Source organism: Pseudomonas sp. GW822-FHT06D10 (assembly GCF_058799535.1).
This window is the reverse complement of the sequence record NZ_JBXALN010000001.1, coordinates 424,801-450,464: the sequence shown is the minus strand read 5'-3', so window position 1 is coordinate 450,464 and position 25,664 is coordinate 424,801. Positions and strand designations below refer to the sequence as shown.

At 66.1% G+C, this 25,664-nt stretch carries 21 protein-coding genes; 10 read left to right on the top strand and 11 right to left on the bottom strand.

What is annotated here, in order from left to right; translation table 11 throughout:
• Positions 1-23: 23 nt before the first annotated feature.
• Positions 24-905, top strand: coding sequence for a helix-turn-helix transcriptional regulator (locus AC1RL5_RS01920; protein WP_011061748.1), 882 nt, complete (start codon positions 24-26; stop codon positions 903-905).
• Between the two features lie 105 nt (positions 906-1,010).
• Here the strand turns inward: AC1RL5_RS01920 and AC1RL5_RS01915 are convergent, their stop codons facing one another.
• The gene (locus AC1RL5_RS01915; protein WP_011061749.1) at positions 1,011-2,051 is read right to left on the bottom strand and encodes an ABC transporter substrate-binding protein; all 1,041 of its coding nucleotides are present in this window, start codon (positions 2,049-2,051) and stop codon (positions 1,011-1,013) included.
• A 514-nt stretch (positions 2,052-2,565) separates the two neighbouring features.
• Between AC1RL5_RS01915 and AC1RL5_RS01910 the strand changes: the two genes are divergently transcribed.
• From AC1RL5_RS01910 to AC1RL5_RS01900, 3 genes are all read left to right on the top strand, one after another.
• Positions 2,566-3,714: a MalY/PatB family protein gene (locus tag AC1RL5_RS01910; protein ID WP_492588997.1), complete on the top strand. Its 1,149-nt coding sequence runs from the start codon at positions 2,566-2,568 to the stop codon at positions 3,712-3,714.
• A 278-nt stretch (positions 3,715-3,992) separates the two neighbouring features.
• A complete protein-coding gene (locus AC1RL5_RS01905) occupies positions 3,993-5,051 on the top strand; it encodes a Rieske 2Fe-2S domain-containing protein (RefSeq protein ID WP_207239300.1) in 1,059 nt (352 codons plus the stop codon).
• Positions 5,052-5,106: 55 nt separating this feature from the next.
• Positions 5,107-6,057 (top strand): PDR/VanB family oxidoreductase, encoded by a 951-nt coding sequence (locus AC1RL5_RS01900; RefSeq protein WP_065364243.1) that lies wholly within the window; start codon positions 5,107-5,109, stop codon positions 6,055-6,057.
• A 4-nt stretch (positions 6,058-6,061) separates the two neighbouring features.
• Here the strand turns inward: AC1RL5_RS01900 and AC1RL5_RS01895 are convergent, their stop codons facing one another.
• The 6 genes from AC1RL5_RS01895 to mdlC all read right to left on the bottom strand — a co-directional run bounded on the left by AC1RL5_RS01895 (position 6,062) and on the right by mdlC (position 14,060).
• The gene (locus AC1RL5_RS01895) at positions 6,062-6,775 is read right to left on the bottom strand and encodes a GntR family transcriptional regulator (protein WP_011061753.1); all 714 of its coding nucleotides are present in this window, start codon (positions 6,773-6,775) and stop codon (positions 6,062-6,064) included.
• A 267-nt stretch (positions 6,776-7,042) separates the two neighbouring features.
• Entirely contained in the window at positions 7,043-8,281 is a 1,239-nt protein-coding gene (locus AC1RL5_RS01890) for an OprD family porin (RefSeq protein ID WP_404672672.1), read from the bottom strand.
• A gap of 138 nt (positions 8,282-8,419) precedes the next feature.
• Positions 8,420-9,895 (bottom strand): aldehyde dehydrogenase family protein, encoded by a 1,476-nt coding sequence (locus AC1RL5_RS01885; protein WP_011061755.1) that lies wholly within the window; start codon positions 9,893-9,895, stop codon positions 8,420-8,422.
• A 138-nt stretch (positions 9,896-10,033) separates the two neighbouring features.
• Entirely contained in the window at positions 10,034-10,957 is a 924-nt protein-coding gene (locus AC1RL5_RS01880) for a ketopantoate reductase family protein (RefSeq protein WP_207239304.1), read from the bottom strand.
• Positions 10,958-11,000: 43 nt separating this feature from the next.
• The gene (locus AC1RL5_RS01875) at positions 11,001-12,392 is read right to left on the bottom strand and encodes an MFS transporter (protein WP_015635941.1); all 1,392 of its coding nucleotides are present in this window, start codon (positions 12,390-12,392) and stop codon (positions 11,001-11,003) included.
• Positions 12,393-12,473: 81 nt separating this feature from the next.
• Positions 12,474-14,060 (bottom strand): benzoylformate decarboxylase, encoded by a 1,587-nt coding sequence (gene mdlC, locus AC1RL5_RS01870; protein ID WP_015635942.1) that lies wholly within the window; start codon positions 14,058-14,060, stop codon positions 12,474-12,476.
• Positions 14,061-14,175: 115 nt separating this feature from the next.
• Here mdlC and AC1RL5_RS01865 point away from each other — a divergent pair, with 115 nt between their 5' ends.
• Both AC1RL5_RS01865 and AC1RL5_RS01860 read left to right on the top strand, forming a co-directional pair.
• Positions 14,176-15,072 carry a LysR family transcriptional regulator gene (locus tag AC1RL5_RS01865; protein WP_011061759.1) on the top strand — a complete coding sequence of 299 codons (897 nt, stop codon included), beginning with the start codon at positions 14,176-14,178 and terminating at the stop codon, positions 15,070-15,072.
• A gap of 109 nt (positions 15,073-15,181) precedes the next feature.
• The gene (locus AC1RL5_RS01860; protein ID WP_019094486.1) at positions 15,182-15,763 is read left to right on the top strand and encodes a hypothetical protein; all 582 of its coding nucleotides are present in this window, start codon (positions 15,182-15,184) and stop codon (positions 15,761-15,763) included.
• On the opposite strand, the gene AC1RL5_RS01855 is transcribed toward AC1RL5_RS01860, so the two are convergent.
• The 3 genes from AC1RL5_RS01855 to AC1RL5_RS01845 all read right to left on the bottom strand — a co-directional run bounded on the left by AC1RL5_RS01855 (position 15,760) and on the right by AC1RL5_RS01845 (position 19,758).
• Positions 15,760-17,106: an MFS transporter gene (locus AC1RL5_RS01855; RefSeq protein ID WP_103290105.1), complete on the bottom strand. Its 1,347-nt coding sequence runs from the start codon at positions 17,104-17,106 to the stop codon at positions 15,760-15,762. The genes AC1RL5_RS01860 and AC1RL5_RS01855 overlap by 4 nt on opposite strands.
• Positions 17,107-17,562: 456 nt before the next feature.
• Positions 17,563-18,570 (bottom strand): zinc-dependent alcohol dehydrogenase family protein, encoded by a 1,008-nt coding sequence (locus AC1RL5_RS01850; protein ID WP_248765013.1) that lies wholly within the window; start codon positions 18,568-18,570, stop codon positions 17,563-17,565.
• A 216-nt stretch (positions 18,571-18,786) separates the two neighbouring features.
• On the bottom strand, positions 18,787-19,758 hold the full coding sequence (locus AC1RL5_RS01845; protein ID WP_093403760.1) for a bifunctional helix-turn-helix transcriptional regulator/GNAT family N-acetyltransferase: 972 nt from the start codon (positions 19,756-19,758) through the stop codon (positions 18,787-18,789).
• Between the two features lie 181 nt (positions 19,759-19,939).
• On the opposite strand from AC1RL5_RS01845, the gene AC1RL5_RS01840 reads away from it, so the two are divergent.
• The 4 genes from AC1RL5_RS01840 (at position 19,940) to AC1RL5_RS01825 (ending at position 25,078) form a co-directional block, all read left to right on the top strand.
• The gene (locus AC1RL5_RS01840; RefSeq protein WP_011061763.1) at positions 19,940-20,449 is read left to right on the top strand and encodes a sigma-70 family RNA polymerase sigma factor; all 510 of its coding nucleotides are present in this window, start codon (positions 19,940-19,942) and stop codon (positions 20,447-20,449) included.
• Positions 20,446-21,429: a DUF4880 domain-containing protein gene (locus AC1RL5_RS01835; RefSeq protein WP_041774297.1), complete on the top strand. Its 984-nt coding sequence runs from the start codon at positions 20,446-20,448 to the stop codon at positions 21,427-21,429. The genes AC1RL5_RS01840 and AC1RL5_RS01835 overlap by 4 nt, the downstream gene beginning before the upstream one ends.
• Positions 21,430-21,545: 116 nt before the next feature.
• Entirely contained in the window at positions 21,546-23,966 is a 2,421-nt protein-coding gene (locus AC1RL5_RS01830; RefSeq protein WP_019094490.1) for a TonB-dependent siderophore receptor, read from the top strand.
• A gap of 170 nt (positions 23,967-24,136) precedes the next feature.
• On the top strand, positions 24,137-25,078 hold the full coding sequence (locus AC1RL5_RS01825; protein WP_492588998.1) for an alpha/beta hydrolase: 942 nt from the start codon (positions 24,137-24,139) through the stop codon (positions 25,076-25,078).
• Between the two features lie 76 nt (positions 25,079-25,154).
• Here the strand turns inward: AC1RL5_RS01825 and AC1RL5_RS01820 are convergent, their stop codons facing one another.
• On the bottom strand, positions 25,155-25,625 hold the full coding sequence (locus AC1RL5_RS01820; RefSeq protein ID WP_492588999.1) for an Imm30 family immunity protein: 471 nt from the start codon (positions 25,623-25,625) through the stop codon (positions 25,155-25,157).
• Positions 25,626-25,664: the final 39 nt, after the last annotated feature.

The following is a 25,664-nucleotide window of genomic DNA, read 5'->3' as shown; positions in this document are numbered from 1 at the left end:
GCCCGACCGTTAGACTGCCGGGCATGAGCGCACCTGCAAACACTTCTACCGCCCCCCTCAGCCTCCCTGCCCTGCAGGCCTGGCACGCCTGCCTGGCCCAGGCCTTCGGCAGCGTGGACGATGGCACTTTCCTGCAGCACCTGGCGACGGCGCTGAACGCCCTGACGCCCATCGAATCGATGATGATCAGCCTGGAACGCAAGGGCCTGCCACCGCAATTGCTGCATGAACGGGGCATAGTCGGCGCCTACCGCGACGAAATCATCAACCGCTACTTTTCCCGCGGTTATCTGCTGGATCCGTTCTGCCTGGCGGTGGAAAACGGCCTGGCCGAAGGTTTCTATCACCTGTCGGAAATCGCCCCGGACGACTTCTTCAGCAGCGAGTACTACAAGACCTACTACCTCAAGACCGGGGGCGCGGAAGACAGTTACTACATCGTCGACCTCGATCCCCAGAGCAAGATTTCCCTGTGCATGTTCCAGGGCCTGAGCGGTGAGCGCTTCGCCAGCGAACCCCTGGCGCTGCTGCGGGCGGTGGAACCGCTGGTGCGCGAGCTGATCCGCCGTTTCGGCGGTAGCGGCCTGCAACCGCTGTTGCGCCAGGCCAGTCAGGACGCGCTGCCCGCCCCGGCACCGGCCAACTTCAACCAGCAGATCGAAGCGGCGTTCATGAGCTTTGGCCAGCCACTGCTGACGGTTCGCGAGCGCGAAATTGCCCACCTGATCCTGCGGGGGCACTCGGTAAAATCCACGGCCAAGGTGCTGGAGATTTCCCCGGAAACCGTGCGCATGCACCGCAAGAACCTCTACACCAAGCTGACCATCAACTCCCAGGCCGAGCTGTTCGCGCTATTCATCGACTGGCTGACCCAGCCCGCACCCACCAGCCAAAGCCCCCTGTAGGAGCGAGCGTGCTCGCGATGCACTCAAAAACGCCGCGGTCACTGAGTGAACGCGGCGTTTTCGTTGACGATCTTCGCGAGCAAGCTCGCTCCTACGGCCTTTCCATCAGCGAGCGGCCCAGGCGTTGAAACGCTGCTCCAGCTCCTCGCCATGATCGACCCAGAACCCCGCGTCCACTGCCCTGGCGCCCTTCAAATTGGCCTCGAAGGTCGGCAGTTGCCGCTGCACCGCCTCAGGCAGCAACGGCAGCGCCTGACGATGCACCGGCCCGTAGGGGATGTTTTCAGAGAACACTTTCTGCGCCTGGGGCTGGCTGGCGAACAGAATGAAGGCTTCGGCCAGGGCCTTGTTCGGCGAGCCCTTGACTACCGCCCAGTACTCCGGGTCGTACAGGCTCTGGGGCCAGAGGATACTCAGCTGCATGCCCTCCTTCTGGGCCATGGCAATGCGCCCGTTGTAGGCTGCGCTCATCACCACGTCACCGGCCACCAGCCACTGCGGCGGCTGAGCCCCGGCTTCCCACCACTGGATATAGGGCTTGATCTGGTCGAGCTTGGCAAAGGCCCGGGTCACGCCCTCGGGGGTGTTGAGCACCTGATACAACTGGGCAGGCGCCACACCGTCGGCCAGCAAGGCAATTTCCAGGGTGTACTTGGCGCTCTTGCGCAAGCCGCGCTTGCCGGGGAAGTCCTTGAGGTTCCAGAAATCCGCCCAGGACTGCGGCGCCTTCGCCAGCTTCTGCGGGGCAAAGGCCATGACCATCGACCACACATAAGTGGCGACCCCGCATTCGGTCAACGTGCCGGGCACGTACTGCGCCGGGTCCCCGAAACGGGCCAGGTCCAGGGGTTCGAACAGGCCCTCGTCACAGCCACGCAGCAGCTCCGGGCTCTCCACTTCGACCACATCCCAGCTGGTCTTGCCGACATCGACCATGGCCTTGATCTTCGACAGCTCGCCATTGTATTCGCCGGCCACTACCCGGGCCGCCCCGCTCTGGTTGAATGGCTGGAAGTAGGCCTGCTCCTGAGCCTGTTTGGTGGCTCCGCCAAAGGAAATGACCGTGAGGTTCTGCGGCTGGGCGTAAGCCCCGGTGCACAGCAAGACCCACGACAACGCAACGCCGCAACGCAAGGTGTTGGACATGAAACCCATCCTCAAGAAAGCCGGCTCGCCCGCACGAACCCGCACAACAAGAGCCTGGAAGCGACCGTATGCAACGGGCGGTACAGCACCAGGCACTACGAGTCTTGGTCAGCGGCGCAAGGGCTCGCGCGGCGCAGGCCGCATAGCCGGATCATCACCGTTGCGGGCTCTGCGGCCCTGATCGTTTGGTGTAGTGGCGACCCGTCCGGAGCAACCGGCCGTGGTCATGCGCGAATGGCAGTTCATCGCTTGCTCCCTGTTGTTTTTGTAGGAAGAACAAATCGATCGGCAGTGCATCGCAGGAGCGCCCGTGGCAGTCGGGCAGGCGGATGCAGGGGTTCATTGTTTCCATAACCCGGGGCGTTGCGAAACGAGGTTTTTGTGAGGCACAGGCAAGGGAAAAGCTGCCTAGAGGACAACCGGGGTAAAAAAGCCGCAACCGGGCCGGCCGATTCAGCGCCAGGTGAGGCTAGAATCAGTTCCTTTCTCCCCCGCGACCCGACGAGATCCGTTCATGAGCTTCGATTTCGATACCCTGCACCCCCGTCATGGCACCGGCAGCACCAAATGGAGCCGCTACCCCGAGGATGTCCTGCCGATGTGGGTGGCGGACATGGATTTCGCCGTGGCCGATGGCATCCTTCAGGCCCTGCGCCAGCGTCTGGAGCACCCGCTGCTGGGCTATAGCGTGGCCCGGGACGAATTGCGCGAGGCGGTGGTCGCCGACCTGTGGGACAAATACGCCTGGCGCGTCAGGCCCGACGAGCTGATTTTCCTCCCCGGGGTCGAGCCCGGGTTCAACATGGCCCTGCACGCCTTCGTCCAGCCGCAGCAGAAGGTGGTGCTGCAAACCCCCAACTATCGCCCCCTGCGCCTGGCCCCTGGCAACTGGGGCCTGGACAAGGTCGAAGTGCCGTTCCAGCTCACCGTCGATGGCACGTACGACACCCCCATGGACGCCCTGCACCAGGCCTTGCAAGGCGCCGGCGCGATGCTCCTGAGCAACCCGCACAACCCCCTGGGCAAGGTCTTCCCCCGGGACGAGTTGCTGGCGGTGGCCACTGCCTGCCTGGACCAGGGCGCGTTGATCATTTCCGACGAGATCCATGCCGAGTTGTGCTTCGACGGCCGCCGGCACATCCCCACCGCCTCCCTGAGCCCGGAAATCGCCCGGCGTACCATCACCCTGATGTCGGCCAGCAAGGCCTACAACATCGCCGGGATGAAGACCTGCTTCGCCATCATCCAGGACCCTGCCACCCGCCTGGCCTTCAACAATGCCCGCGCCGGCATGGTAGACAGCGTCAGCCCCCTGGGCCTGGAAGCCACCCTGGCCGCCCTGACCCACGGCGGCCCCTGGCTCCAGGCCCTGCTGGGCTACCTGCAGGCCAACCGCGACTACCTGCTGCACGCGGTGCAGACCCGCCTGCCCGGCATCCGCATGCACGCGCCCCAGGGCACCTACCTGGCCTGGCTCGACTGCAGCGCCCTGGGCCTCGACGACCCCCACGCCTTCTTCCTCGAGCAAGCCAAGGTCGGCCTCAGCGCCGGCCTGGAATTCGGAGACGACTGCGGGCAGTTCGTGCGCCTGAATTTCGGCTGCCCACGGGCCTTGCTGGAAGACGGCATCCAGCGCCTGCAGGACAGCCTGCAACGGCGCTGATTCTGCAACCCCCACTTCGTCCCCGGCACCGCAGCCGCCAGATCCCCCCTGGCGCTGCGGCCCGCCCCCCAGCCTCGCCCCGCGACTGCCCACCGGCCCTTCGGCGCGCCGCGCCTTGACGCGCGAACAATGGATCCATAACCCCCCTTCACTGGATCCAAAACCCCTATAGCAGCCGATTATCGAACACTAAATCGGCATATTTGTTTGACACCCCCAGAGCGCCAACCATTTAATGGATCCATTAAATAAAAACAACAAGCGCCTGGAGAAACGTCATGTACCCCAAGAATGCCTGGTACGTTGCCTGCACCCCCGATGAATTGCAGGACAAGCCCCTGGGCCGGCAGATCTGCGGCGAACACATGGTGTTCTACCGCGCCCATGAAGGTCGGGTAGCCGCCGTCGAGAACTTCTGCCCCCATCGCGGCGCGCCGCTGTCCCTGGGCTATGTCGAGAACGGCAACCTGGTATGCGGTTATCACGGCCTGGTGATGGGCTGCGACGGCAAGACCGTGGAAATGCCCGGCCAGCGGGTGCGCGGCTTCCCCTGCAACAAGACCTTCGCCGCGGTGGAGCGCTACGGTTTCATCTGGGTCTGGCCCGGCGACCAGGCCCTGGCCGACCCGGCGCTGATCCATCACCTGGAATGGGCCGACAACGATCAATGGGCCTATGGCGGCGGGTTGTTCCACATCCAGTGCGACTACCGGCTGATGATCGACAACCTGATGGACCTGACCCACGAAACCTACGTGCATGCCTCCAGCATCGGCCAGAAGGAAATCGACGAGGCGCCACCGCAGACCACGGTAGACGGCGATCAGGTGGTCACCGCCCGGCACATGCACAAGGTCATGCCGCCGCCCTTCTGGCGCATGGCCCTGCGCGGCAACCAACTGGCCGACGACGTGCCGGTGGACCGCTGGCAGATCTGCCGCTTCAGCCCGCCCAGCCATGTGCTGATCGAAGTCGGCGTGGCCCATGCCGGCCACGGTGGCTACGACGCCCCTGCGCAGTACAAGGCGTCGAGCATCGTGGTGGATTTCATCACCCCCGAAAGCGACACCTCGATCTGGTACTTCTGGGGCATGGCGCGCAACTTCAACCCCCAGGACCAGGCGCTCACCGAGAGCATCCGCGAAGGCCAGGGCAAGATCTTCAGCGAGGACCTGGAGATGCTTGAGCGCCAGCAGCAGAACCTTCTCGCCCAGCCCCAGCGCAACCTGCTCAAGCTCAATATCGACGCCGGCGGCGTGCAGTCGCGCCGGGTCCTGGAGCGGCTGATCGCCCAGGAGCGCGAGCCCCGGGAACCCTTGATCGCCACTAGCCGTTAACCCCCCGAACCCGACAGGCTGGCGGCCCGGATGCGGCCACCGGCGAGGACCGATGATGATCGACGTACTGGTGGCCGCACGCCACGACGAAGCCCTGGACATCTGCAGCTTCGAACTGGCCGCGGCCGACGCAAGCCCCCTGCCCGCCTTCAGCGCCGGCGCCCATATCGACGTGCATCTGGCCAACGGCCTGGTGCGCCAATACTCCCTGTGCAACCACCCCGCAGAGCGCCACCGCTACCTGATCGGCGTGCTCAAGGACCCTGCCTCCCGCGGTGGCTCCAGCAGCCTGCACCAGCAACTGGAGGTAGGCACGCGCCTGCGCATCAGCGAGCCACGCAACCTCTTTGCCCTGGAGCACGCAGCACGGCGCAGCCTGCTGTTCGCCGGGGGCATCGGTATTACCCCGCTCCTCAGCATGGCCGAACAGCTGGCCCACAGCGGCGCGGATTTCCAGCTGCACTACTGCGCTCGTTCGGCCCAGCGCGCGGCCTTCGTCCAGCGCTTGCAGGCCTCGCCCTTTGCCGAGCGGGTGAGCCTGCATTTCGACGAACAACCGGACACCGCCCTGGATATCGCCCAGGCCCTGGCCGGGCCCCGGGACGACGTGCACCTGTATGTCTGCGGCCCCGGTGGCTTCATGCAACACGTGCTGGACAACGCCCGGGCCCAGGGCTGGAAGGAGCAATGCCTGCACCGAGAATATTTCAGCGCTGCGCCCATCGACCACAGCGCCGACGCCAGCTTTGCGGTGAAGCTGGCCAGCAGCGGCCAGGTGTTCCAGGTACCGGCCGATCGCAGCGTGGTCCAGGTGCTGCAGGACCAGGGCATCGAAGTGCCGATTTCCTGCGAGCAAGGGATCTGCGGCACCTGCCTGACCCGGGTGCTGGAAGGGGTACCGGAGCACCGCGACCTGTTCCTCACCGAGGACGAGCAGGCGCGCAACGATCAGTTCACGCCCTGCTGTTCCCGGGCCAGGAGCCCGCTGCTGGTGCTGGATCTGTAGAGCCTCACTGCGGGCGCAGGATCAGCCTCATGCGCTCGTCGGCCACGGCCGAGCCGAAGATCTCGGCATAGCGCAAGGTGGCGTTGGCATGCTCGCGCATCAGGGCCTCGGCCCGCGCACCCTGGCCATTGACCAGGGCATCGAATATCGAGTGATGCTGCATGTGGGCATAGTTGAAGCGCCGGTATTCCCGGGCCATGTCCTGGCGGTCTACTGCCAGGGCGGTGACCGAGGCGAACGGCAGGTGGTCGTTGCGCGCCAGGGCATCGGCGATCGCCGGGTTGCCGCTGCCCGCCACGATCACCTGGTGAAAACGCATGTTGAGGTCGTGATAGAGCTCCAGATCCTCTTCGTTGACATAGCCCTTGTCGAACAGCGCATCGCCCTCGACCAGGCAGCGTTCGAGAATCGCCCGGCCCTCGGCCGACAGCCCGCGCTCGGCGGTCTGGCGCGCCGCCAGGCCTTCCAGCACCCCGCGCACCTCCACCGCCCCGGCGATGTCTTCGGCGCTTACCGAACGCACCTGAAACCCGCGACCGCCGAACCGCACCAGCAGGCCTTCCTGCTCCAGGGTGCGAAAGGCCATGCGCACCGGCATGCGTGACACCCCGAACAGCTCGGCGGTGGGCACTTCCATCAAGCGCTCGCCTGCCGCCAACTCGCCCGAGGCGATCATCTTGCGCAGCGCGACCAGCACCGTTTGACCGGGTTTGCTCATCCGGGCAGCTTCCTGAAAACGTGGGCGGCCATAGTAACGCAAGCCCCCCCGCAACACGCACCCCGAGATTGCCATAGCCATACGAAGCAGCACGAAGCGGCGGCTACCTTGTAGCCGCTGCCGAGCCTCGGCGAGGCTGCGCAAAGGTCCGCAGGACCTTGCCTGGCGATCTGCCGCCGGACCTCCAGCGCCCGTGGGATCGTTGCGTCTGCTGCGTCGGAATGCCGCCCAAGCCGTTCGCAGCCTTCGGCAGCGGCTACAGGGTTTTCAGAGCGACAGCGGGTAGCTGACAATCAGCCGGGTCTGGTCGAAGTCGCTGTTGAAGCTGCGTCGGTTGGTGGCGTTGTTCAGCCGCAGGCTGAGGTTCTTCAAGGTGCCGCTCTGCAGGGTGTAGCCGATCTCGGTATCGCGCTCCCACTCATGGCCGTCATTGCCAACCTTGGTGGTGGCGCTGTCGCCACGACCGTAGCGCACCATGGCCAGCAGCCCGGGAATCCCCGAGGCAGCGAAGTCATAGTCATAACGCACCTGCCACGAACGCTCGCCGGCGTTGCTGAAGTTGCCGTTGAACATGTCGTTGCCCAGGGTCCGGCCGCTGCTGCCGTAGACCGACATCCAGGGGCTGTCGCCGCTGACTTTCTGCAACCCCAGGTACAGCGTGTGCCCGGCCCGGGAGGCGGAGAACAGACCATAGGCGGTGTGGCTGTCGACCCGGCCGATACGCGCGCTGCCATCGTCGCGGTCGATGAAGTAGCCCAGGTTCGCCCCCAGGCTCCAGTCCCCCAGCGGTTGCTTGTGCAGCAGGTTGAAGTAGCTCTGGCGGTAGATGTCTTCCAACTGCGAATGCCAGACCCCGAGCAAGGTGCGCTGCTGGTTGAAGCGGTATTCGGCACCGGCGTAGTTGAAGCCGTCGGACTTGACCCCGGGCGCGGCCCAGGCCGAAAGGTCCTGCATGTCCGAGGAGTTGCGCAGGCTGACGGCACGGTACTGCCCGGCCTGCAGCCCCAGGCCGCTGATCTCTCGGGAGACCAGCATGGCCCCGCGGAAGGTTTGCGGCAGCAAGCGGCCGTCGTCATAACGCAGCAGTGGAATGTCCGGCAGTAGCTCGCCGACCTTGAACTCGGTGGCGGAAATCCGCGCCTTGAGGGCCGCTCCGGCGCGACCGAAATTGTCCGCGGCGCGCCCGTCGTCGTGCACCGGCAGCAACTCCGAACCGCTGGCCTGGCGGCTGCTGTCGAGCTTGAGGCCGAACAGGCCGATGGCGTCCAGGCCAAAGCCCACGGTGCCCGGGGTGTAGCCGGAGCTGAACTTGAGGATAAAGCCCTGGGCCCACTCCTCGACCTGGCCCTTGGGCGCGTCATGGTCACGAAAATCCCGGTTGAAGTAGTAGTTGCGCAGCAGCAGGTCGGTCTTGCTCCCCTCGAAAAAACCGCTGTCGTCGGCGGCCCAGGCGGGCACGCACAGGCCCACGGACAAGCAAGCCCCCACCAGGGAACGGCACTGCATCGGATGACGGGTGTTCATTATTATTGTTCTCCGCTTTTCATAGGCGCAGCCGTGCCCGACAGGCCGACAAGGGCCCGCGCGCTCACGGATGCTCAAAAGCCCGGCCAGGGCGGCCGGGCGTTATTCAAAGGTGCCGGGTCAGAAGGGATACTGACGCGGCCGGTGCTGCAGGCTGATCCAGTGGTCCCGGGTGAATTCATCAATCGCCCAGTCGCCGTTGAAGCGCCCAAGGCCTGAGTTCTTCTCGCCACCGAAGGGCGCGTTGGCCTCGTCGTTCACCGGCACATCGTTGATGTGGGTCATGCCGGCGCGCACCTGCCGGGCGAAGTTCACCCCGCGCTCCAGGTTGCCGGTGAACACTGCACTGGCCAGGCCGAATTCGCTGTCGTTGGCCAGCTCCAGGGCATGGGCTTCGTCCCGGGCGCGCAGCAGCCCCACCAGCGGGCCGAAGATTTCATTGCGCGCCAGGTCCATGTCGGCACGCACTTCGCCGTACACATGGGGCGCCAGCAGGTTGCCGTTCTGCCCGCCCTCGTACAGTGGCTCGGCGCCCTGCTCGCGGGCCAGGGCGATCTTGTCCTGCAGGCCCTGCAACTGGCGGGCGTTGATCACCGGGCCGATCACTGTGTCCAGCGATTGCGGATCCCCCACCTTGAGCTGCTTGACCCGGGCCACGAAGCGCTGGGCGAAGGCGTCATAGAGGCGCTCGTCGACGATGATGCGGTTGATCGCCATGCAGATCTGCCCCTGGTGCAGGAACTTGCCGAACACCGCGGCGTTCACCGCCTGTTCCAGGTCGGCATCGTCCAGTACCACGAACGGGCTGTTGCCCCCCAATTCAAGCGCCACGTGCTTGAGGTGCTCGCCGCCACTGGCGATGCGGCCGATGCCGCGCCCCACCGGGGTCGAGCCGGTGAAGGTGATCAGCGCCGGCACCGGGTGCTCGACAAAGGCATCGCCGATCTCGCTACCGGCCCCCACCACCACGCTGAACACCCCGGCGGGCAGGCCCGCTTCCTCGAAGATCCTGGCCAGCAGCAGGCCGCCGCACACCGGCGTATCGCTGGCCGGCTTGACCACCACCGCGTTGCCCAGGGCCAGGGCCGGGGCGATGGAGCGCTGGGTCAGGTGCAGCGGGAAGTTCCACGGGCTGATCACTCCGACCACCCCCAGGGCGCTGCGGTACACCCGGCTTTCCTTGCCCGGCACATCGGATTCGACAATCCGCCCGTGGACCCGCGCCGGGAAGGACGCCGCCTCCAGGGTGATGGCCCGCGCCGCGCCCCACTCGGCCAGGGCCTTGATCCGCGTGCTGCCGGATTCGCGAATGATCCAGTCGACAATTTCCTCCTGGCGCCGGTCGAAGATCGCCACCGCCTGGTGCAGCACCGCCGCGCGCTGGGACGGGCCCAGGGCCGCCCATTGCGGCTGCACCTGGGCGGCCTTGGCGTAGGCCGCGTCCAGGTCGCTGCGGTTGGCCTGGGCCAGTTCCAGCAGCTGTGCACCGTCGAATGGATTGCTCACCACCAGGGTCTTGCCGGAGGCGCCGGCGCGCCACTGTCCGGCGATGGGTTGCAGGTGCAGGTCGCGATAGACCGCGTTGGAATCACTCATGGAAAATCTCCTCATGGAACAGCGTTCATAAACCGATGTGTCACACAAAAGCCGGCGTATGCAAGAGCTGGCTTGCCAGCGAAGGCGCCCGCCAGCGCCACACAAGCCCCAAGGCCCTCTTCGCCGGCAAGCCGGCTCCTACGAGGCGGCGCGTTTTTCGATCAGGCGCAGCAGGCCCAGCAGGGTTTCGGTGTGGGGCACGGGCACCCCCGCCTGCCGCGCCCGCTCCAGCACCTGGCCATTGATGGAGCCGATCTCCGTGGGCCGCCCTGCCAGCACGTCCTGCAACATCGAAGGCTTGTGGGTGCGGTGATGGGCAATGGCGAACGCCACACTGTCCAGGCAGCCCTGGGCATCCAGTTCTATTCCCTGGGACCTGGCCACCGCCACCACCTCCAGCACAATGGACCGGGCCAGGGCCACGCCTTCCGGCGCTGCGTCCAGCTGGCCCACGGTGCAGCCGGTGGCGGCGCACAGGCTGTTCAAGGCGGCGTTGAAGGCCACCTTCTCCCAGATAGAGGTCCAGACCTGCGGGTCCACCGCACAGTTCAACCCGGCAGCGTCCAGCACCGCCGCCACCTCCTGGCTGGCGTTGCGCTCGCGGCTGCCTGGGGCCAGCACCCGCACCATGCCCTGGCCGTGGGAATGCACCTGCCCCGGCCCGACCATGTCGGCGGGCCAGTTGGTCATGCCGATCAGCACCTGCTGCGGGGCCACATGCCGGGACAGCGCCTCGGCATTGCCCAGGCCGTTCTGCAGGGTCAGTACGAGGGTGTGGCCGGCGATGTGCCCGGCGACACTGCGCAAGGCACTGTCGGTGTGCAGGGTCTTGGTGAAGACCAGCAACAGGTCGGGGTGGCCCGTGGCCTGCTCCGGACGGCAGGCGTGCAGGCCGGTAATGCGCCGCTCGCCGCTGTCGGTGGCCAGCAGCAGGCCGTCGCTGCGGATCGCCGCAAGGTGCTCGTCGTTGATGTCCAGCAGGGTTACCCGCTGGCCGCTTTGCGCCAGCAGGCCGCCAAACAGCGAACCCATGGCGCCCGCGCCAAGAATGGTGATGTTCATCGAACCTCCTGTTTGAGTGGCCGGTTCACGCACCGGGCCGCGTTCATGACTGGCCCGGCAGGCGCCGGGGAATGTGCCGGCCCACGATCAGCAGCGCCAGCAGCGCCATGACCATCACCGAACCCAGCAGCGTGAGGTAGCCGTTGGCGCCGCCCTGGGTAATCACCAGGGCTCCGGCGAAGGCACTGAGAATCGCCCCCAGGCGCCCGAAGGCCAGGGCCGATGCGGTGCCGGTGGCGCGCACACTGGTGGGGTAGATAAAGGCGCACAGGGCAAACATGGTGGACTGCACGGCGTTGACGAACAGGCCGTGCACGCCGAAGCCGAAGATCAGCAGCCCGGTGTCCTGGTGGATGTCCACCACCTGCAACAGGAAGGCGCTGGCCGCGCCGCCGGCGCAGCAGATCAGCAGCGGCCAGAACGAACCCCAGCGAGTGATGGCCACCGCGCACACCAGCGCCCCGATCACCCCGCCCAGGTTGTAGGCGGTCAGCCCGGAACCGGCCACCGACAGCTCCAGGCCTTCGGACAGCAGCATGGTGGGCAGCCAGCTGAAGGCGCTGTAGACCGCGGTCAGGCACATGAAGAACGCCACCCAGAGGGCCAGGGTGTCACGCCCGTAGCCCAGGGCGAACAAGGCGCGGAAACCACCCTGCTTCTCGCTCTTCTGCTCCAGGGCATCGGTGTAGACCACCCCCGCCGCCATCGGCCGGCCCATGCGCCCGAGCAAGGTACCCAGTTCGTTCCAGCGCTGGGGCCGGCGCGCCAGAAAGCGCGGCGACTCCGGCAGCGTCGCCAGCAAGGCAAAGCCCAGGACGATGGGCAGGCTGCCGCCGATGAAAAACAGGGTGCGCCAGCCGTACAGCGGCAACACATGGGAGGCGAACAACCCCGCCAGCATCCCGCCCAGGGGCACGCAGACAATGGTGGCCGTCACCGCCAGGGTACGCCGCCGTGCCGGGGTGAACTCGGCCGTCACCGTGGTAGCGCTGGGCAGCGCGCCACCGATGCCCAGCCCGGCGATAAAACGCAGGGCCGCCACCGCTAGTGCATTGGGCGCCAGGCCAATGGCGCAAGTGGCCGCACCGAACACGAAGACACTGGCAATGATCGCCATGCGCCGGCCGAACCGGTCGGCAAACAGACCGGCGCATGCACTGCCGATGCCCATGCCTATCAGCCCAGCCGCCACCGCCGGAGCGAACGCCTCGCGGGTGATGCCCCACTCCTTGATCATCAGCGGAATGGCAAAGCCGATCAGTTGGCCGTCGAAGCCGTCCATGACGATGGACAGCGCCGCCAGCAACACCACCAGCTTCTGCATGCCGGTGAAGGGGCCATGGTCGAGCAAGGTGCCGATGTCGGCGTGGGTGGAACCGGAACGCGCCGGCTGGGGCGCGTCATCTATCACAGCAGTGACCGAAGTCGTGTTCATAACCACCTCTTTTTATTCTTCTGGTGAGTCCGCAGGTTGCGGTTGGCAAGGCCGGGCTCGCGCCCGGCGACAAGGCAGCCCTCAGGGTTCGATGGTCAGGGTCGGCACCTCGATCAGTACCGGGCGGTCGCCCGCCAGGGCCTCACTCAGGGCCTGGGCGAACGCCTCGCGGGTGTTGGCCTGCACCGAGTGCACGCCATAGCCGCGGCCGATGGCGCAGAAGTCCAGGCCGGGCACGTCCAGGCCCGGGGCGTCGCTGACCTGCAGCACACCGGCGAACCAGCGCAGGGCGCCATAGGTGCCGTTCTTGAGGATGATGAACACCACCGGGATCTGGTACTGGGCGGCCGTCCACAGCGCGGTGATACCGTAGTTGGCCGAGCCGTCGCCAATGACCCCGATCACCCGCCGCTCCGGCCGGGCCAGTTGCACCCCCACCGCCGCTGGCAGGCCGAAGCCCAGGCCACCGGCGGCCGGGAAGTAGTAGCTGCCGGGTTCGCGCATTTCCACCCGCTGCCAGAAGGCGCCTACGGTGGAGGTGGACTCCTTGACGTAGATCGCGTCCTTGGGCGCCAGCTCATCGATCACGTCGAACACGGTTTCCGGGCGCAGCAGGCCGCCCAGCTCCTCGACCGGAGCAGCCGGCGGCAAGGCCTGGGGCTGCGGCCGGTCGCAATCCGGCAGCGCCCAGACCAGGGCCTGCAGGGTCTCGGCGATGTCCCCCACCAGCGCATCGCCCATGGGCGCACGCGCCGCTTCGCCGGGGTCGCAGGTGATGTGCAGCAGCTCGGTGCCCGCGGGCAGGTAGTCCCCCGGGGCGAACTGGTGGTAGCGGAATACCGGGGCCCCCACCACCAGGATCAGGTCATGGTCCGCCAAGCAGCGGCTGATGCCGGCAATGGCTGCCGGCAGCACCCCGCGAAAGCTCGGGTGACGGGTGGGAAACGGGCAGCGCGAAGCGGACGGCGCGACCCAGGCCGGCATACGCAGTTTCTCCGCCAGTTGCACGGCCAGGTGGTTGCTCTGGCTGCCATCCACATCCGGCCCCAGCACCAGCACCGGGTTGCGCGCTGCCGCCAGGCGCTGCACCAGCGAACGCAATTGCGCCGCCGAGGGCAGCCCGGCAGTGGCCACCTGGCGCCGGGCCAGATGCTCGACCCCGGCCGGCGCCGGGCGGGCCCAGTCGTCGTAGGGAATGGACAGGTACACCGGGCCCTTGGGCGCCTGGTTGGCCATGTGGATCGCCTGGCTCAGGGCCCGCGGCACGTCCTCGGCGCAGGCCGGCTCGGCGCTCCACTTGACCAGGGGCTTGGGCAGCTGCGGTGCATCGACGTTGGCCAGCATCGCCTCGACGCCGATCATCGAGCGCACCTGCTGGCCGGCGGTGATCACCAGCGGGCTGTGGGAGTACCAGGCATTGGTCAGGGCGCCCATGCCATTGCCGGTGCCGGCCGCGGCGTGCAGGTTGACGAAGGCCGGCTGGCCGCTGGCCAGGGCGAAGCCGTCGGCCATGCCCACCACCGCGCCTTCATGCAGGCCGAGGATGTAGCGGAAGTCTTCGGGGAAGCCCTTGAGAAAGGGCAGCTCGTTGGAACCCGGGTTGCCGAACACGGTGGTCAGGCCTTGTTGCCGCAGGATGTCGTAGGAGGCGCTATGGACGGTTTTCATATGGACCTTTGCCGCTGTTTTTTAGAATTTGAGTTACTCTTGCAGCCGCCACGAAATTGATCAAATCGATACTATCTCTATTAAAAATAAGACCCGTCTATATCCATGAGGCAGCATGAGCCACATCGATCTGAACCTGATCCGCACCTTCGTCACCCTCTACGAAGCCCGCAGCGTGACCCTGGCCGCCGAGCGCCTGTTCGTCACCCAGCCCTCGGTCAGCTACGGCCTGGCGCGGCTGCGCGAGCTGTTCGACGACGGCCTGTTCAGCCGCACCCGGGACGGCATCCAGCCCAGCCAGTTGGCCGATGAGCTGTACCCGGCCTTTCGCGAATCCCTGACGCGGATCGAGAACACCGTGCACAGCACCCGGCGCTTCGACCCGGCGACCACCGAACGGCGCTTTCGCATCGCCCTCTCCGACCTTGGCGAAATGGGCTTCCTGCCGCTGATCCTGGCGCGCCTGAACCAGCAGGCCCCCGAGGCCGAAGTCGAAGTCCTGCCGCTGCAGGTGGACCAGGCCGGCGAGTGGCTCAGCAGCGCCAAGGTCGACGCGCTGATCTGCCGCAAACCCTTGACCGGCACCCGCAGCCAGGTGCTGATCCGCGAGCGCTACGTGTGCCTGCTCAGCGACCGTCATCCGCGCATCGGCACCCAGCTGAGCCTGGAGCAGTTCCTCGCCGAGCGGCACATCGCCGTGACCCGCACCACCGGCCACGGCAGCGTCGAGGACGTGCTCAAGCAGATGGGCGCCCGGCGCCGCATCAGCCTGCACGTGCCGCACTTTTCGGTGCTGCCCAAAGTGCTGCCCGGCACCGACCTGCTGACCGTGCTGCCAGCGCAGATCGCCCGCCTGTTCACCCTCGAAGGCGGCCTGCGGCAACTGGAACTGCCGTTTTCCGTGGGGGAGTTCGAAGTCTCGCTGCACTGGCACCCCAACAGCGACAGCTCCGCCGCCCTGAGCTGGTTCCGCCAGGCCGTGGCCGCGGCGATCATCGACGGCCAGTCTTGAAACAGCGCCCGCACTTTGCCGGGCCGTGCTGACAACCGCCCATCCCTTGGGCGACCATGGCCGGCCTGGGCCACAACCAGGCACCTCTCTTGAAAGGACTCTGACCACCATGAGCACCCGCTCCCTGCCTTTAGTTTTCCTGACCATTTGCATCAGCTTGCTGCTGAGCGCCTGTGGCCCCAACGTGCGCTGGATGCACCCGGACCCGTCGAAGGAACTGCTGCTGCGCGCCATGACCGAGCTCAACGGTTTTCATGCCTACGACTTCAGCGGTGAAGACAACAGCCTGATCAGCGCCGCCGAAGCCAGGGCGCTGCTGGAAGACAGCACCCGGATCACCGAGCGCACGCCGACCTTCATGTTCGTCGAGATCAAGGGCCGCACCCTGAGCATCGTCGGTTACTCCTCCACCTATCGCCCGCGCACCCAGGACTACACCACGCCGATGATCTTCAGCTACGTCGGCGAGCTGAAAAGCGCCCGCTATGCCCTGCCCCACATGGCGCCGAACATCGCCGACCTGAAGTTCACCTCGATCCCCGTGGAAAAGCTCAAGGTGGCGCTGCTGCCGCTGTCCAGCGGGCGCGTGAGCTATCCCGACTTCAATGGCAACCTGAACGTCGAGTCGGTCAACGGGCGCTACACCCGGATCAGTGCCTTTACCCGCAAGGACAGGGACTCGATCTTTTAACCCCCACCCTGGCCACACGAGGCCAGGGCCGGCTGCGGTTGCGCCGATACCGGCCGCAGCAGCAACAGGCAAGCGGCCGCCAGCACGAAGACCACGGCAAACACTGCGTACAGGTGCAGCGGCTGCCAGCCGGCATCCAGCAACACCCCGGCCACCGTGGGCGAGACAATCGCGCCCATGCGCCCGATGCCGATCCCCCAACCGACCCCGGTGGCCCGTACCGAAGCGTCGTAGACCACCGGTGACAGGGCGTAGAGCCCGGCCACGCAGCCGTTGGCGAACAGCCCGATCAGCAGCCCCAGGCCCAGGGCCGCGGCAATCGAGGAAGCCGAGCCGACGAACAGCACCAGCAGCCCGGCGGTCACCAGCATGAACAGCGACAGCACCCGGGTCAGCGGCCAGCGCGAGGACAAGCCGCCGATCAGCGCCGCGCCGAAGATCCCGCCGACACTCAGCAGCACCCCGCCGGTGATCCCCTGCTGCGCCGAGAGCCCGGCGGCCACCAGCAGTTTCGGGGTCCAGCTCATGACGAAGTAGAAACCGAACATCACCAGGAAAAACAGCAGCCAGATCAGCAGCGTGGTACGCCGCATCGGCCCGGCGAACAGTTGGCCAAAACCGCTGCCGGCGCCCTGCTCGCGTACCGCTGCCGCGGGCATTTGCAGCAGTTGCGGATGGCCCAGGCGCCCGGCCAGGCGATTGATTCGCGCCAGGGCACCGGCCGGCCGCCGGGCCAGGAGAAAGTCCAGGGATTCGGGGAGCCAGAGCAGCACCAGGGGGATCACCAGCAAGGTGACGATGCCGCCGAACAGGAACACCGAGCGCCAGCCCCAATGAGTCAACAGCCACACCGCCAGCAGCCCGCCCAGGGTCGCGCCCAGGGCATAGCCGGTGGATTGCAGGCTGACCGCCAGGCCGCGCCAGCGGCGGCTGGAATACTCGGCGGCGATCACGTTGCTGCTGGCCAGGATGCCGCCGATGCCCAGGCCGGTCAGGCCGCGCAACAGCGCCAGTTGCAAAGGGCTCTGGCTGCCGGCCGAAAGCAGCATGCCGACACCCGACAGCAGCAGGCAGAACAGGATCAGCGGCCGGCGCCCGAAGCGGTCGGCCCAGGGCGCGATAAACAGCGAACCGGCGGCCATGCCGAACAGACCGGCACTGAGCAGCAGACCGATCTGCGCCCCGTTGAGTTGCCACTCGGCGGACACCGAAGCGGCGGTGAAGGCCATCACCAGCACATCGAAGCCGTCGATCATGTTGAGGACGATGCAGATACCGATCGCCAGGCACTGGAAGGAGCCCATCGGGCCTTGGTCGACCCGTTGCTTGAGATCGTGGTTCATGGCCGTCCTCCCATGCTCGGGCTGGACGCGCAAAGCGCGGGGACGGACAGGCACACAGGCAGGTGGCACGCAGGACCGAGAACGGCCCGTGCCCTTGGGAGAACGCGCATGACGAAACCCTTTTCTTGTAATTGTTATGCGGGGACGGCCAGGAAGGTTCCTGCCATCGCCAGGGGCCTAATCAATCAATTAATGGATCCACAAACAATAGAGAGACACGCGAATAGTGCTTTTTATGGGCGATTATCGCGCACTTTCGACTTTTCACGCTGTAAACGAAGAAGCCTTTAGATAATGGCTTTATTTTTGGATCCATTAGCATGGATCAACTGTTTGTGAGTGGCTGGCCGGGGCAGGCAGGCGCTGCGCCTTTTGTCGCCACCTGCAGCAGCGGCGACGGAGATCGGATCCTCTGGGGATCCGATCAGTAGGCTGGGCCCGGGTTGCGGCATCGCTTCAGAGGCTCAGGCAGATTTTCCCCAGGTGCGCGCCCGAGGCTTCATGGGCGAAGGCCTTGGCGATATCCGCCAGGGGGAAGGTGCTGTCGATGATCGGCTTGATGCCGGTGGCTTCCAGGCCACGGACCATGTCGATCTGCTGCTGGCGGCTGCCGACGATCAGCCCCTGCAGGCGCTGTTGCCTGGCCATCAGCGCCGCCGTCGGCACCGGTCCGGCCCAGCCGGTGAGCACGCCGATCAGGGCGATGTGCCCGCCAATGCGGCAAGCCGTTATCGACTGCGGCAAGGTGCCCGGGCCACCGACTTCCACCACGTGATCGACGCCGCGGCCGCCGGTGAGCTTGAGCACTTCAGCCCCCCACTCGGGGTGGGTGCGGTAGTTGAGGGTATGGTCGGCCCCCAGCTCGCGCACCTTGGCCAGCTTGGCGTCCGAGGAGGAGGTGGCGATTACCGTGGCGCCCATGGCCTTGGCCAGTTGCAGGGCGAAGATCGACACCCCGCCGGTGCCCAGCACCAGCACCGTTTCCCCGGCCTTGAGCGCGCCGTCCACCACCAATGCGCGCCAGGCAGTCAGGCCGGCGGTGGTCAGGGTCGCCGCCTCGGCATGGCTGTAGCCCTTGGGCGCATGGGTGAACCAGTGGCTGGGCTGGATCACCACTTCACGGGCGTAACCGTCGACGCCATCGCCCGGGGTGGTGCTGAAATCGGCGATCGCCGGGCCGCCATCGTGCCAATGGGGGAAGAAGCAGGACACCACCGCATCGCCCACCTTGAACTCGCTGACGCCCTCGCCCACCGCTTCCACGACCCCGGCGCCATCGGCCATGGGAATCCGCCCGTCGGCGGTGGGCAGCGCGCCGGTCACCACGGCGTAATCGTGGAAGTTCAAGGAACAGGCATGGATACGCACGCGGATCTGCCCGGCGCCGGGCTGGCCGGGGTCTGCCAGCTCCACGCGCTTGAGGTTGTCCAGGGATGCCGGCAGGCTGAGCTTGATGGCTTGCATGGGATGCTTCTCCACAGATCGATAATCATCAGGGGGCGAACCCTACCACCAATACCGGCTATCTGTAGCCGCTGCACCAGGCTGCGAACGGCTTGGGCGGCATTCCGACGCAGCAGACGCAGGTTTTCAGGGCCGCCACAGGCTCGGCTCGGGACCGCCAGGCAAGGCCCTGCGGGCCTTTGCGCAGCTTCGCAGGCTCAGCAGCGGCTACAGCGCTCAGCGGATGGTGTCGCGCTGCGCCACCCTTGCTCGCACAAAACACTGCTCGGTCACTGGCGCGCCCCATTGCTCGCCCTCTTGCTCCTGCACCAGCACAAAGCCCTGTTCCTCATACAACGCGCGCGCCGCATCCAGGCCCTTGAAGGTCCACAGCCGGGTGGCGGCAAAACCCCACTGGTCACAAAAGCCCAGGGCCTCGACCAGCAGCCGCCGGCCCAGCCCCTGGCCGCGGGCGGCCTCATCCAGAATGAAGCAACGCAGGAGCGCCTCGCCGCCCTCGCCCTCCCCATCAATGGCGATGGAACCGACAATCCGTTCCCCCTGCAGCGCCACCCAGACTTCATTGCGCGGGTTGTGCAAACGCCCCATCAATTCGGCCATGTCCCGCGCCACCAGGCTTTCGAAGGGCTGGCCGAAACCCGCCAGATCCGCGTAGTAACGGGCGTGCATTTCGGCGATGCGGCCAATCACTCCGGGCCGGTAGCCACGGGCGATGGAGCAGCGCTCCGACTGTTCGGGCGCCTCTCCCAGCCGCACCGCACGCAATGCCCGGGCGTAGTCGGCGATGCCCGCACAGGCGCTGCGCTGCTGTGCCGGGCTCAGGTGGGCCAGGGCCGCGGCCACCTGGGCCTGGGCGAAACGGTCGATGCCGGCCAGGGTCTGGCGCCCCCGGGCGCTGAGCTGCAGCTTCTTGGAGCGGGCGTCCTGGTCATGGGCCTGCTCGCTGATCTCGCCGGCGTCCACCAGCTTGCGCACCAGGCGGCTGACGCTGGATTTCTCCAGGCCCAGCAGGGTCACCAGGTCACCGGCTGTCAGGGCATTGCCCTGGCCGATCTCCAGCAGTGCGTGCACCGCCGAGGGCGGGTAGTCGGTGGCGGCCAGGGTGGCCTGCATGAAGCCCAGCTCGCGGACCATCTGCCGGGAGGCCTGGCGCAGTGATGGGATAAGGGAAGCGGATGAACTCGGCATGGGCGTGACCTCGCAAGTGAGGCATTTAGTTGTACCTTGCAACCAATTAAACCTCAACCCTGCTCACTTTTCCGAGTGACAGTCAGCCCTGGTGAACGGCAATAAAAACTCAAGCACTCACTAATGAGAAGCATTACCATAAACGCCCATTTCACCCACCTCGACCTCGGAACCCCTATCGATGGTGCCCAACCCTTCGCTACAGCACGCCGTGGGCGAGCTCTACCTCCAGCATCACAACTGGGTGGTGCAACTGCTGCGACGCAAGCTCGGCAACCAGGACCAGGCCATGGACCTGGCGCAGGACACCTTTGTGCGCATCTTGCGCAGCGAGCGACTGCCGGTACTGCGCGAACCCCGGGCCTACCTCAACACCGTGGCCAGCCGCCTGTGCGGGCAGTATTTCCGGCGCCAGGCCCTGGAGCGCGCCTACCTGGAAACCCTGGCGCAGCTGGAGCCGCAGTACCAGCCCTCGCCGGAAACCCGGCTGCTGGTGCTTGAGGCCCTGGACGCCGTGGGCCAGGTGCTGGACGGCCTGGGCAGCCGGGTGCGCGAGGTGTTTCTGCTGTCCCAGCTCGAAGGCCTGACCTACCCGCAAATTGCCCAACGCCTGCAGCTCTCGGTCAACGTGGTGCAGAAAGCCATGCTCAAGGCCTACCGCCACTGCTACGCGGCGGTGTACCCGGGATGAACGCCTTCCAGCCAGTGGACGATCAGGGCGCCGTGGAGCAGCAGGTACTGGACCAGGCCCTGGAGTGGCTGGTGCTGCTGCAATCGGGCATCAGCCCCCCCGAGCAGCAGGCCGCCTGCCTGGCCTGGCGCCGGGCCGACCCGCAGCATGAGCTGGCCTGGCAGCGCCTGGCCGGCATCGGCCAGGACCTGCGCGACAGCACCCGCAGCCTGCCCGCGCCCCACGCCCGGCAACTGCTGCAGGCTCGCAGCCACCCCGGGCGGCGCACCCTGCTCAAGGGCATCGTCGGCCTGGGCGTGGTCGCCGCCAGCAGCTGGAGCGTGCGCGAACGGTTGCTGTTGCCGCAACTGTTCAGCGACTACCACACCGCCACCGGCGAGCGCCGCCAGCTGCAACTGGCCGCTGGCGCCAGCCTGCAACTGGACACGCGCACCAGCCTCGACCAGAAGGCCAGCCCCCAGGGCCTGCAACTGCGGCTCAACAGCGGCCGCCTGTTGCTGACCCTGGGCAACGCCGCGCCCGTGCAGGTCACCACCACCGATGGGCACATCCAGCTCGCCCCGCGCTCGCAGTTGATCCTCAGCGTCGGCTTGCCGGGCATCAACGGCACCCGGGTACAACTGCTCGCCGGCAGCGGCTCGGTGAGCACCGCCCATGCCCCCGCGCTAAGCCTGGACCCGGGCCAGCAAGTGGATATCGCCCAACAGCGGATCAGCGCCCTGGCCGCCGTGCCCACCACGGCCAATGCCTGGACCCAGGGCCTGCTGATCGCCGAGCGTCGCCCCCTGGGCGAGGTGATCGCCGAACTCGACCGCTATCGCCCAGGCCTGCTGCGCTGCTCCGCCGAAATCGCCGGGTTGCGGGTTTCCGGCTCGTTCTCCCTGGACCAGCCGGACGCCAGCCTCGAATTGCTGGCCAGGACCCTGCCGATTCGCATCCGGCGGGTAATGGGGTACTGGGCCTCCGTGGACGCTGCCTGATTGTTTTCCTGTTTTTTTCAGGGCGGCGGCAGTTTTTTCAATCTCGTGCATCAAGACCAGGGAAGAAGCTGGAAAACAGCTCAGCGCCATCCCTTCCCAACCCACGGATTTTCCTTATGCACATTCGCCTTACGCCCCTTGCCGCGACCTTGCGCCCGGTCATCATCGGCCTGTCCATCGCCAGCACCAGCCTGCCGCTGCTGGCCGCCGAAACCGGCGCCGCCGTGACCGACCACCAGCAGCGCGACTACGCCATCGCCCCGGGCAACCTGGACCAGGTGCTGGGCATCTTCGGCCAGCAATCGGCAAGCATGATCGCCATCGACGCCAACCTCAGCGCCGGTAAGCGCAGCACCGGCCTGAATGGCCGTTTCAGCGTGGCCGAAGGCCTGCAGCGCCTGCTCAAACCCCTGGGCCTGCAAGCCGTGGCCGAGGGCGCGGGCTATCGGGTAATACAGGCCAGCGGCGGTGAACGGGTCGAGCTGGGAGCAACCACGGTCACCACCAACCAGCTGGGCACCGTCACCGAAGGCAGCGGCTCCTACACGCCGGGCACCATCGCCACCGCCACCCGGCTAGTGCTGACACCGCGAGAAACCCCGCAGTCGATCTCGGTGGTGACCCGCCAGGCCATGGATGACTTTGGCCTCAACTCCATCGACGAGGTGATGCGCCATACCCCAGGCATCACCGTGGCCACCTACGACAGTGACCGCACCAGCTACTACTCCCGCGGTTTTGCCATTCAGAACTTCCAGTACGACGGGATTCCGATCCTGCAGGACGCACAGTACTCCTCGGGCCACACCCTCACCGACACGGTGATCTACGACCGCGTGGAAATACTCAAGGGTGCCACCGGCCTGCTCACCGGTGCCGGTGGCCCCGGCGGCACCATCAACATGGTGCGCAAGAAACCCACTGCCGAATTCGCCGGGCACATCGACCTGGGGGCCGGTTCCTGGGACAACTACCGTTCGCAGGTCGATGTCAGCGGCCCCCTGACCGACAGCGGCAATGTCCGCGGGCGGATGGTCGCCGCCTATCAGGACAAGAAATCCTTCCTTGACCACTACCAGCGCCAGACCAGCGTCTACTACGGCATCCTCGAGTTCGACCTGTCACCGGACACCCTGCTGACCGTCGGCGCCGACTATCAGGACAACGACCCCAAGGGTTCCAGCTGGTCGGGCAGCAGTTCGCTGTACGACTCCAAGGGCAACGCCATCAGCACCTCGCGCTCCTACAACAACGGCGCGAGCTGGAGCCGCTGGTCGCAATACACCCGCACCGTGTTCAGCACCCTGGAGCACAGCTTCGCCAACGGCTGGGTGGCCAAGGCCCAATACAACCACCAGATCAATGGCTACAACGCGCCCTTGGGTTCGCTGATGTCGCCCAATGCCGAGACCGGCATCGCCTCGCTGCTGACCCGCAAGTACACCGGCGAAACCGTCAGCGACAGCGGCGACCTTTACGCCACGGGCCCCTTCGACCTGCTGGGGCGCGAGCATCAGTTGGTGGTCGGTGCCTCGATCTCCAACTCGCACTGGAAAGGCCGGGACTTCACCAGCGCCACCAATCACAACAATTTCTACGACTACTTCAACTGGGACGGGCACAGCCCCAAGCCCGATTGGGGCAGCATGACCAAAAAGAACGACGAGACCACCCGCCAGAGCGCCGGCTACATGACCGCGCGCTTTAGCCTCAACGACGATCTTTCGTTGCTGCTCGGCAGCCGGGTCAACAACTACGAGGTCAGCGGTACCAGCAGGACCAAGGACACCGGCAAGGTCATTCCCTATGCCGGGGTGGTCTACGACCTCGACCAGAACTTCTCCGTCTATGCCAGCTACACCGAGATCTACCTGCCCCAGGACGACTACCGCGACCGCAACGACAAGGTGCTCAAGCCCGACGAAGGCACCAATTACGAGGTGGGTCTCAAGGGCGAGTTCTTCGACGGCCGCCTGAACTCCAGCCTGGCCTATTTCGAAGTGCATGAAGAAAACCGGCCGGTGGATGACCTGGCCTACAACGCCAACCCCACCACCCCCGGGCTGGACTATGCGTCCAAGGGCATCAAGTCCAAGGCCAAGGGTTATGAAGCGGAAATCTCCGGAGAGCTCGCTCCCGGCTGGCAGTTGCAGGCCGGCTACACCCACAAGATCATTCGCGACCAGAGCGGGGCCAAGGTCTCCACCTGGGAACCGGAAGATCAGGTCAACCTCTATACCAGCTACAAGCTGACCGGCAGCCTCGACAAGCTGACCCTGGGCAGCGGCGTGCGCTGGCAGGGCACTGGCTGGAAGATACTCAGCAACTACGGCAAGGGCACCGAGGAAAAATTCGCCCAGGACCCTTACTGGCTGGTGGACCTGATGGCCCGCTACCAGATCACCGAGAACGTCTCGGCCACCCTCAACGTCAACAACCTGTTCGACAAGAAGTACTTCACCAACATCGGTTTCTACAACTCGTCGTACTACGGCGACCCGCGGAACGTGATGCTCAGCACCCGCTGGAACTTCTAAAGCCCCACCGTCGTGGCCCGCCCCGGCAGCGGGTGGCCACGACATCTGTTCCCCCTCCCCCCGTAGCATTTTCTAACCTTTGCCGCCGACCGCTGCGCTGAAAATGAGTGCCGTCATCCCGGCACATCTGTTAAAAACGCGCTGTCGTCCGTCCTGTGGTGAAGCCCTGCATGTCCCCAACCCTGTCCCAGCGCCTGCGCCGTCGCTGGTTTGCGCTGCTGTGCCTGGCCACACTGATCGTCGGCCTGCCGGTGAGCTGTGCGGTGCTCGAACACAAGGAGCGCCAACTGGTGTTTCGCATCGAGCCGGGTAACGCCGGCTGGTATCGCGGTCTGCCCAGCACAGTGCAGGAACTGCAACTCAAACCGCAAAGCTTCAAGCCCGGACAGAACATCCACGCCTGGTGGTGGCCGGCCAAACGCGCCGATGCCCCGGCGATCCTCTACCTGCACGGCGTGCGCTGGAACCTCACCGGCCAGTTGTTTCGCATCGAGCAACTGCACGCCCTGGGCTACTCGGTGCTGGCCATCGATTACCGGGGGTTCGGCCAGAGCCATGGCGACCTGCCCTCGGAAAACAGCGTGTATGAAGACGCGCGCGTCGCCTGGGAGCGGCTCAAGGTGCTGCAACCCGATGCCAGCAAACGCCTGATCTACGGCCACTCCCTGGGAGGGGCGGTGGCCATCGACCTGGCTGCCGAACTGGGGCGCAATGCCGCCGCCGAAAAGGCCCCGATTGCCGCTCGCGGGCTGATCGTCGAATCCACCTTCACCACCCTGGCCGATGCCGCTGCCGCAGCGACCAAGACCTCGCTGCCGGTGCGCTGGCTGCTGTCGCAGAAGTTCGACTCCATCGACAAGATCGGCGAGATCGGCATGCCCTTGCTGGTGGTCCACGGCCTCAAAGACGACTACGTACCGCCGCGCCTGAGCCAGCAACTGTTCAAGGCCGCCCTGGAGCCGAAGAAACTGCTGCTGGTGCCCGGCGGCACCCACAACAACAGCATGCGCCTGGCGGGCAAGGACTACGGCCAGGCCATCAACGCCCTGCTGCGTGCCAAACCCAGCCAAAAATTCGCCGGCCCGCCCCCCACCGCCGCCCCCACCAGCTGAAGCTGGCTTGTATAGGAGCTGGCTTGCCAGCGAATGGGCCCGCGGCACCTGCAAAAAACCTGTCCCTAGACGTCCCTCACGCAGCCGGCTGAGCCGCCACCATGACCACCACGGTCTTGGCCAGGAATGCCGGAGACTGCTGATTGATCGAATCGGCCAACTCCAGGGCCGCCGCCTTGACCGCAGGCGCCGCTTCGCGCAAGGCACGGACCATCTCCAGGCGCGCGGGCTCGCTGTTGAGCACCCGCATGAAAAGCGTCTGCGCCCACCTCGGGCTGTGTTCCTGCAAGCCGGGCAGCGCCGCCAGCAACGCCGGCACATACACAGCATCATCGAAATGCTCGGCGGCGTGAATCAGCGAAAACATCACCTCGTCATATTCGGCCTCATCGTCGAGCAACGACAACAGCGGGCCAATGCTGGCCGGGTCGGCCAACTGGGCCACCTCGGCGATGCAGGCGTCGATGCGCCGCACAGGGTTCTCGCCAGGGTCGTTGAAGGCGTTTTCGAGCTTTAGCAGGATGTCGGTCAACGCGTCGAATTTCATGGGTACTCGCCAGGGAGCTCGAAGGGAGGGAGGCGCAAC

Excerpts from the sequence above, each read along its gene's own strand:
- AC1RL5_RS01920 (WP_011061748.1), top strand. The coding sequence starts at position 24 with ATGAGCGCACCTGCAAACACTTCTACCGCCCCCCTCAGCCTCCCTGCC.
- AC1RL5_RS01915 (WP_011061749.1), bottom strand. The coding sequence starts at position 2,051 with ATGTCCAACACCTTGCGTTGCGGCGTTGCGTTGTCGTGGGTCTTGCTG.
- AC1RL5_RS01910 (WP_492588997.1), top strand. The coding sequence starts at position 2,566 with ATGAGCTTCGATTTCGATACCCTGCACCCCCGTCATGGCACCGGCAGC.
- AC1RL5_RS01905 (WP_207239300.1), top strand. The coding sequence starts at position 3,993 with ATGTACCCCAAGAATGCCTGGTACGTTGCCTGCACCCCCGATGAATTG.
- AC1RL5_RS01900 (WP_065364243.1), top strand. The coding sequence starts at position 5,107 with ATGATCGACGTACTGGTGGCCGCACGCCACGACGAAGCCCTGGACATC.
- AC1RL5_RS01895 (WP_011061753.1), bottom strand. The coding sequence starts at position 6,775 with ATGAGCAAACCCGGTCAAACGGTGCTGGTCGCGCTGCGCAAGATGATC.
- AC1RL5_RS01890 (WP_404672672.1), bottom strand. The coding sequence starts at position 8,281 with ATGCAGTGCCGTTCCCTGGTGGGGGCTTGCTTGTCCGTGGGCCTGTGC.
- AC1RL5_RS01885 (WP_011061755.1), bottom strand. The coding sequence starts at position 9,895 with ATGAGTGATTCCAACGCGGTCTATCGCGACCTGCACCTGCAACCCATC.
- AC1RL5_RS01880 (WP_207239304.1), bottom strand. The coding sequence starts at position 10,957 with ATGAACATCACCATTCTTGGCGCGGGCGCCATGGGTTCGCTGTTTGGC.
- AC1RL5_RS01875 (WP_015635941.1), bottom strand. The coding sequence starts at position 12,392 with ATGAACACGACTTCGGTCACTGCTGTGATAGATGACGCGCCCCAGCCG.
- mdlC (WP_015635942.1), bottom strand. The coding sequence starts at position 14,060 with ATGAAAACCGTCCATAGCGCCTCCTACGACATCCTGCGGCAACAAGGC.
- AC1RL5_RS01865 (WP_011061759.1), top strand. The coding sequence starts at position 14,176 with ATGAGCCACATCGATCTGAACCTGATCCGCACCTTCGTCACCCTCTAC.
- AC1RL5_RS01860 (WP_019094486.1), top strand. The coding sequence starts at position 15,182 with ATGAGCACCCGCTCCCTGCCTTTAGTTTTCCTGACCATTTGCATCAGC.
- AC1RL5_RS01855 (WP_103290105.1), bottom strand. The coding sequence starts at position 17,106 with ATGAACCACGATCTCAAGCAACGGGTCGACCAAGGCCCGATGGGCTCC.
- AC1RL5_RS01850 (WP_248765013.1), bottom strand. The coding sequence starts at position 18,570 with ATGCAAGCCATCAAGCTCAGCCTGCCGGCATCCCTGGACAACCTCAAG.
- AC1RL5_RS01845 (WP_093403760.1), bottom strand. The coding sequence starts at position 19,758 with ATGCCGAGTTCATCCGCTTCCCTTATCCCATCACTGCGCCAGGCCTCC.
- AC1RL5_RS01840 (WP_011061763.1), top strand. The coding sequence starts at position 19,940 with ATGGTGCCCAACCCTTCGCTACAGCACGCCGTGGGCGAGCTCTACCTC.
- AC1RL5_RS01835 (WP_041774297.1), top strand. The coding sequence starts at position 20,446 with ATGAACGCCTTCCAGCCAGTGGACGATCAGGGCGCCGTGGAGCAGCAG.
- AC1RL5_RS01830 (WP_019094490.1), top strand. The coding sequence starts at position 21,546 with ATGCACATTCGCCTTACGCCCCTTGCCGCGACCTTGCGCCCGGTCATC.
- AC1RL5_RS01825 (WP_492588998.1), top strand. The coding sequence starts at position 24,137 with ATGTCCCCAACCCTGTCCCAGCGCCTGCGCCGTCGCTGGTTTGCGCTG.
- AC1RL5_RS01820 (WP_492588999.1), bottom strand. The coding sequence starts at position 25,625 with ATGAAATTCGACGCGTTGACCGACATCCTGCTAAAGCTCGAAAACGCC.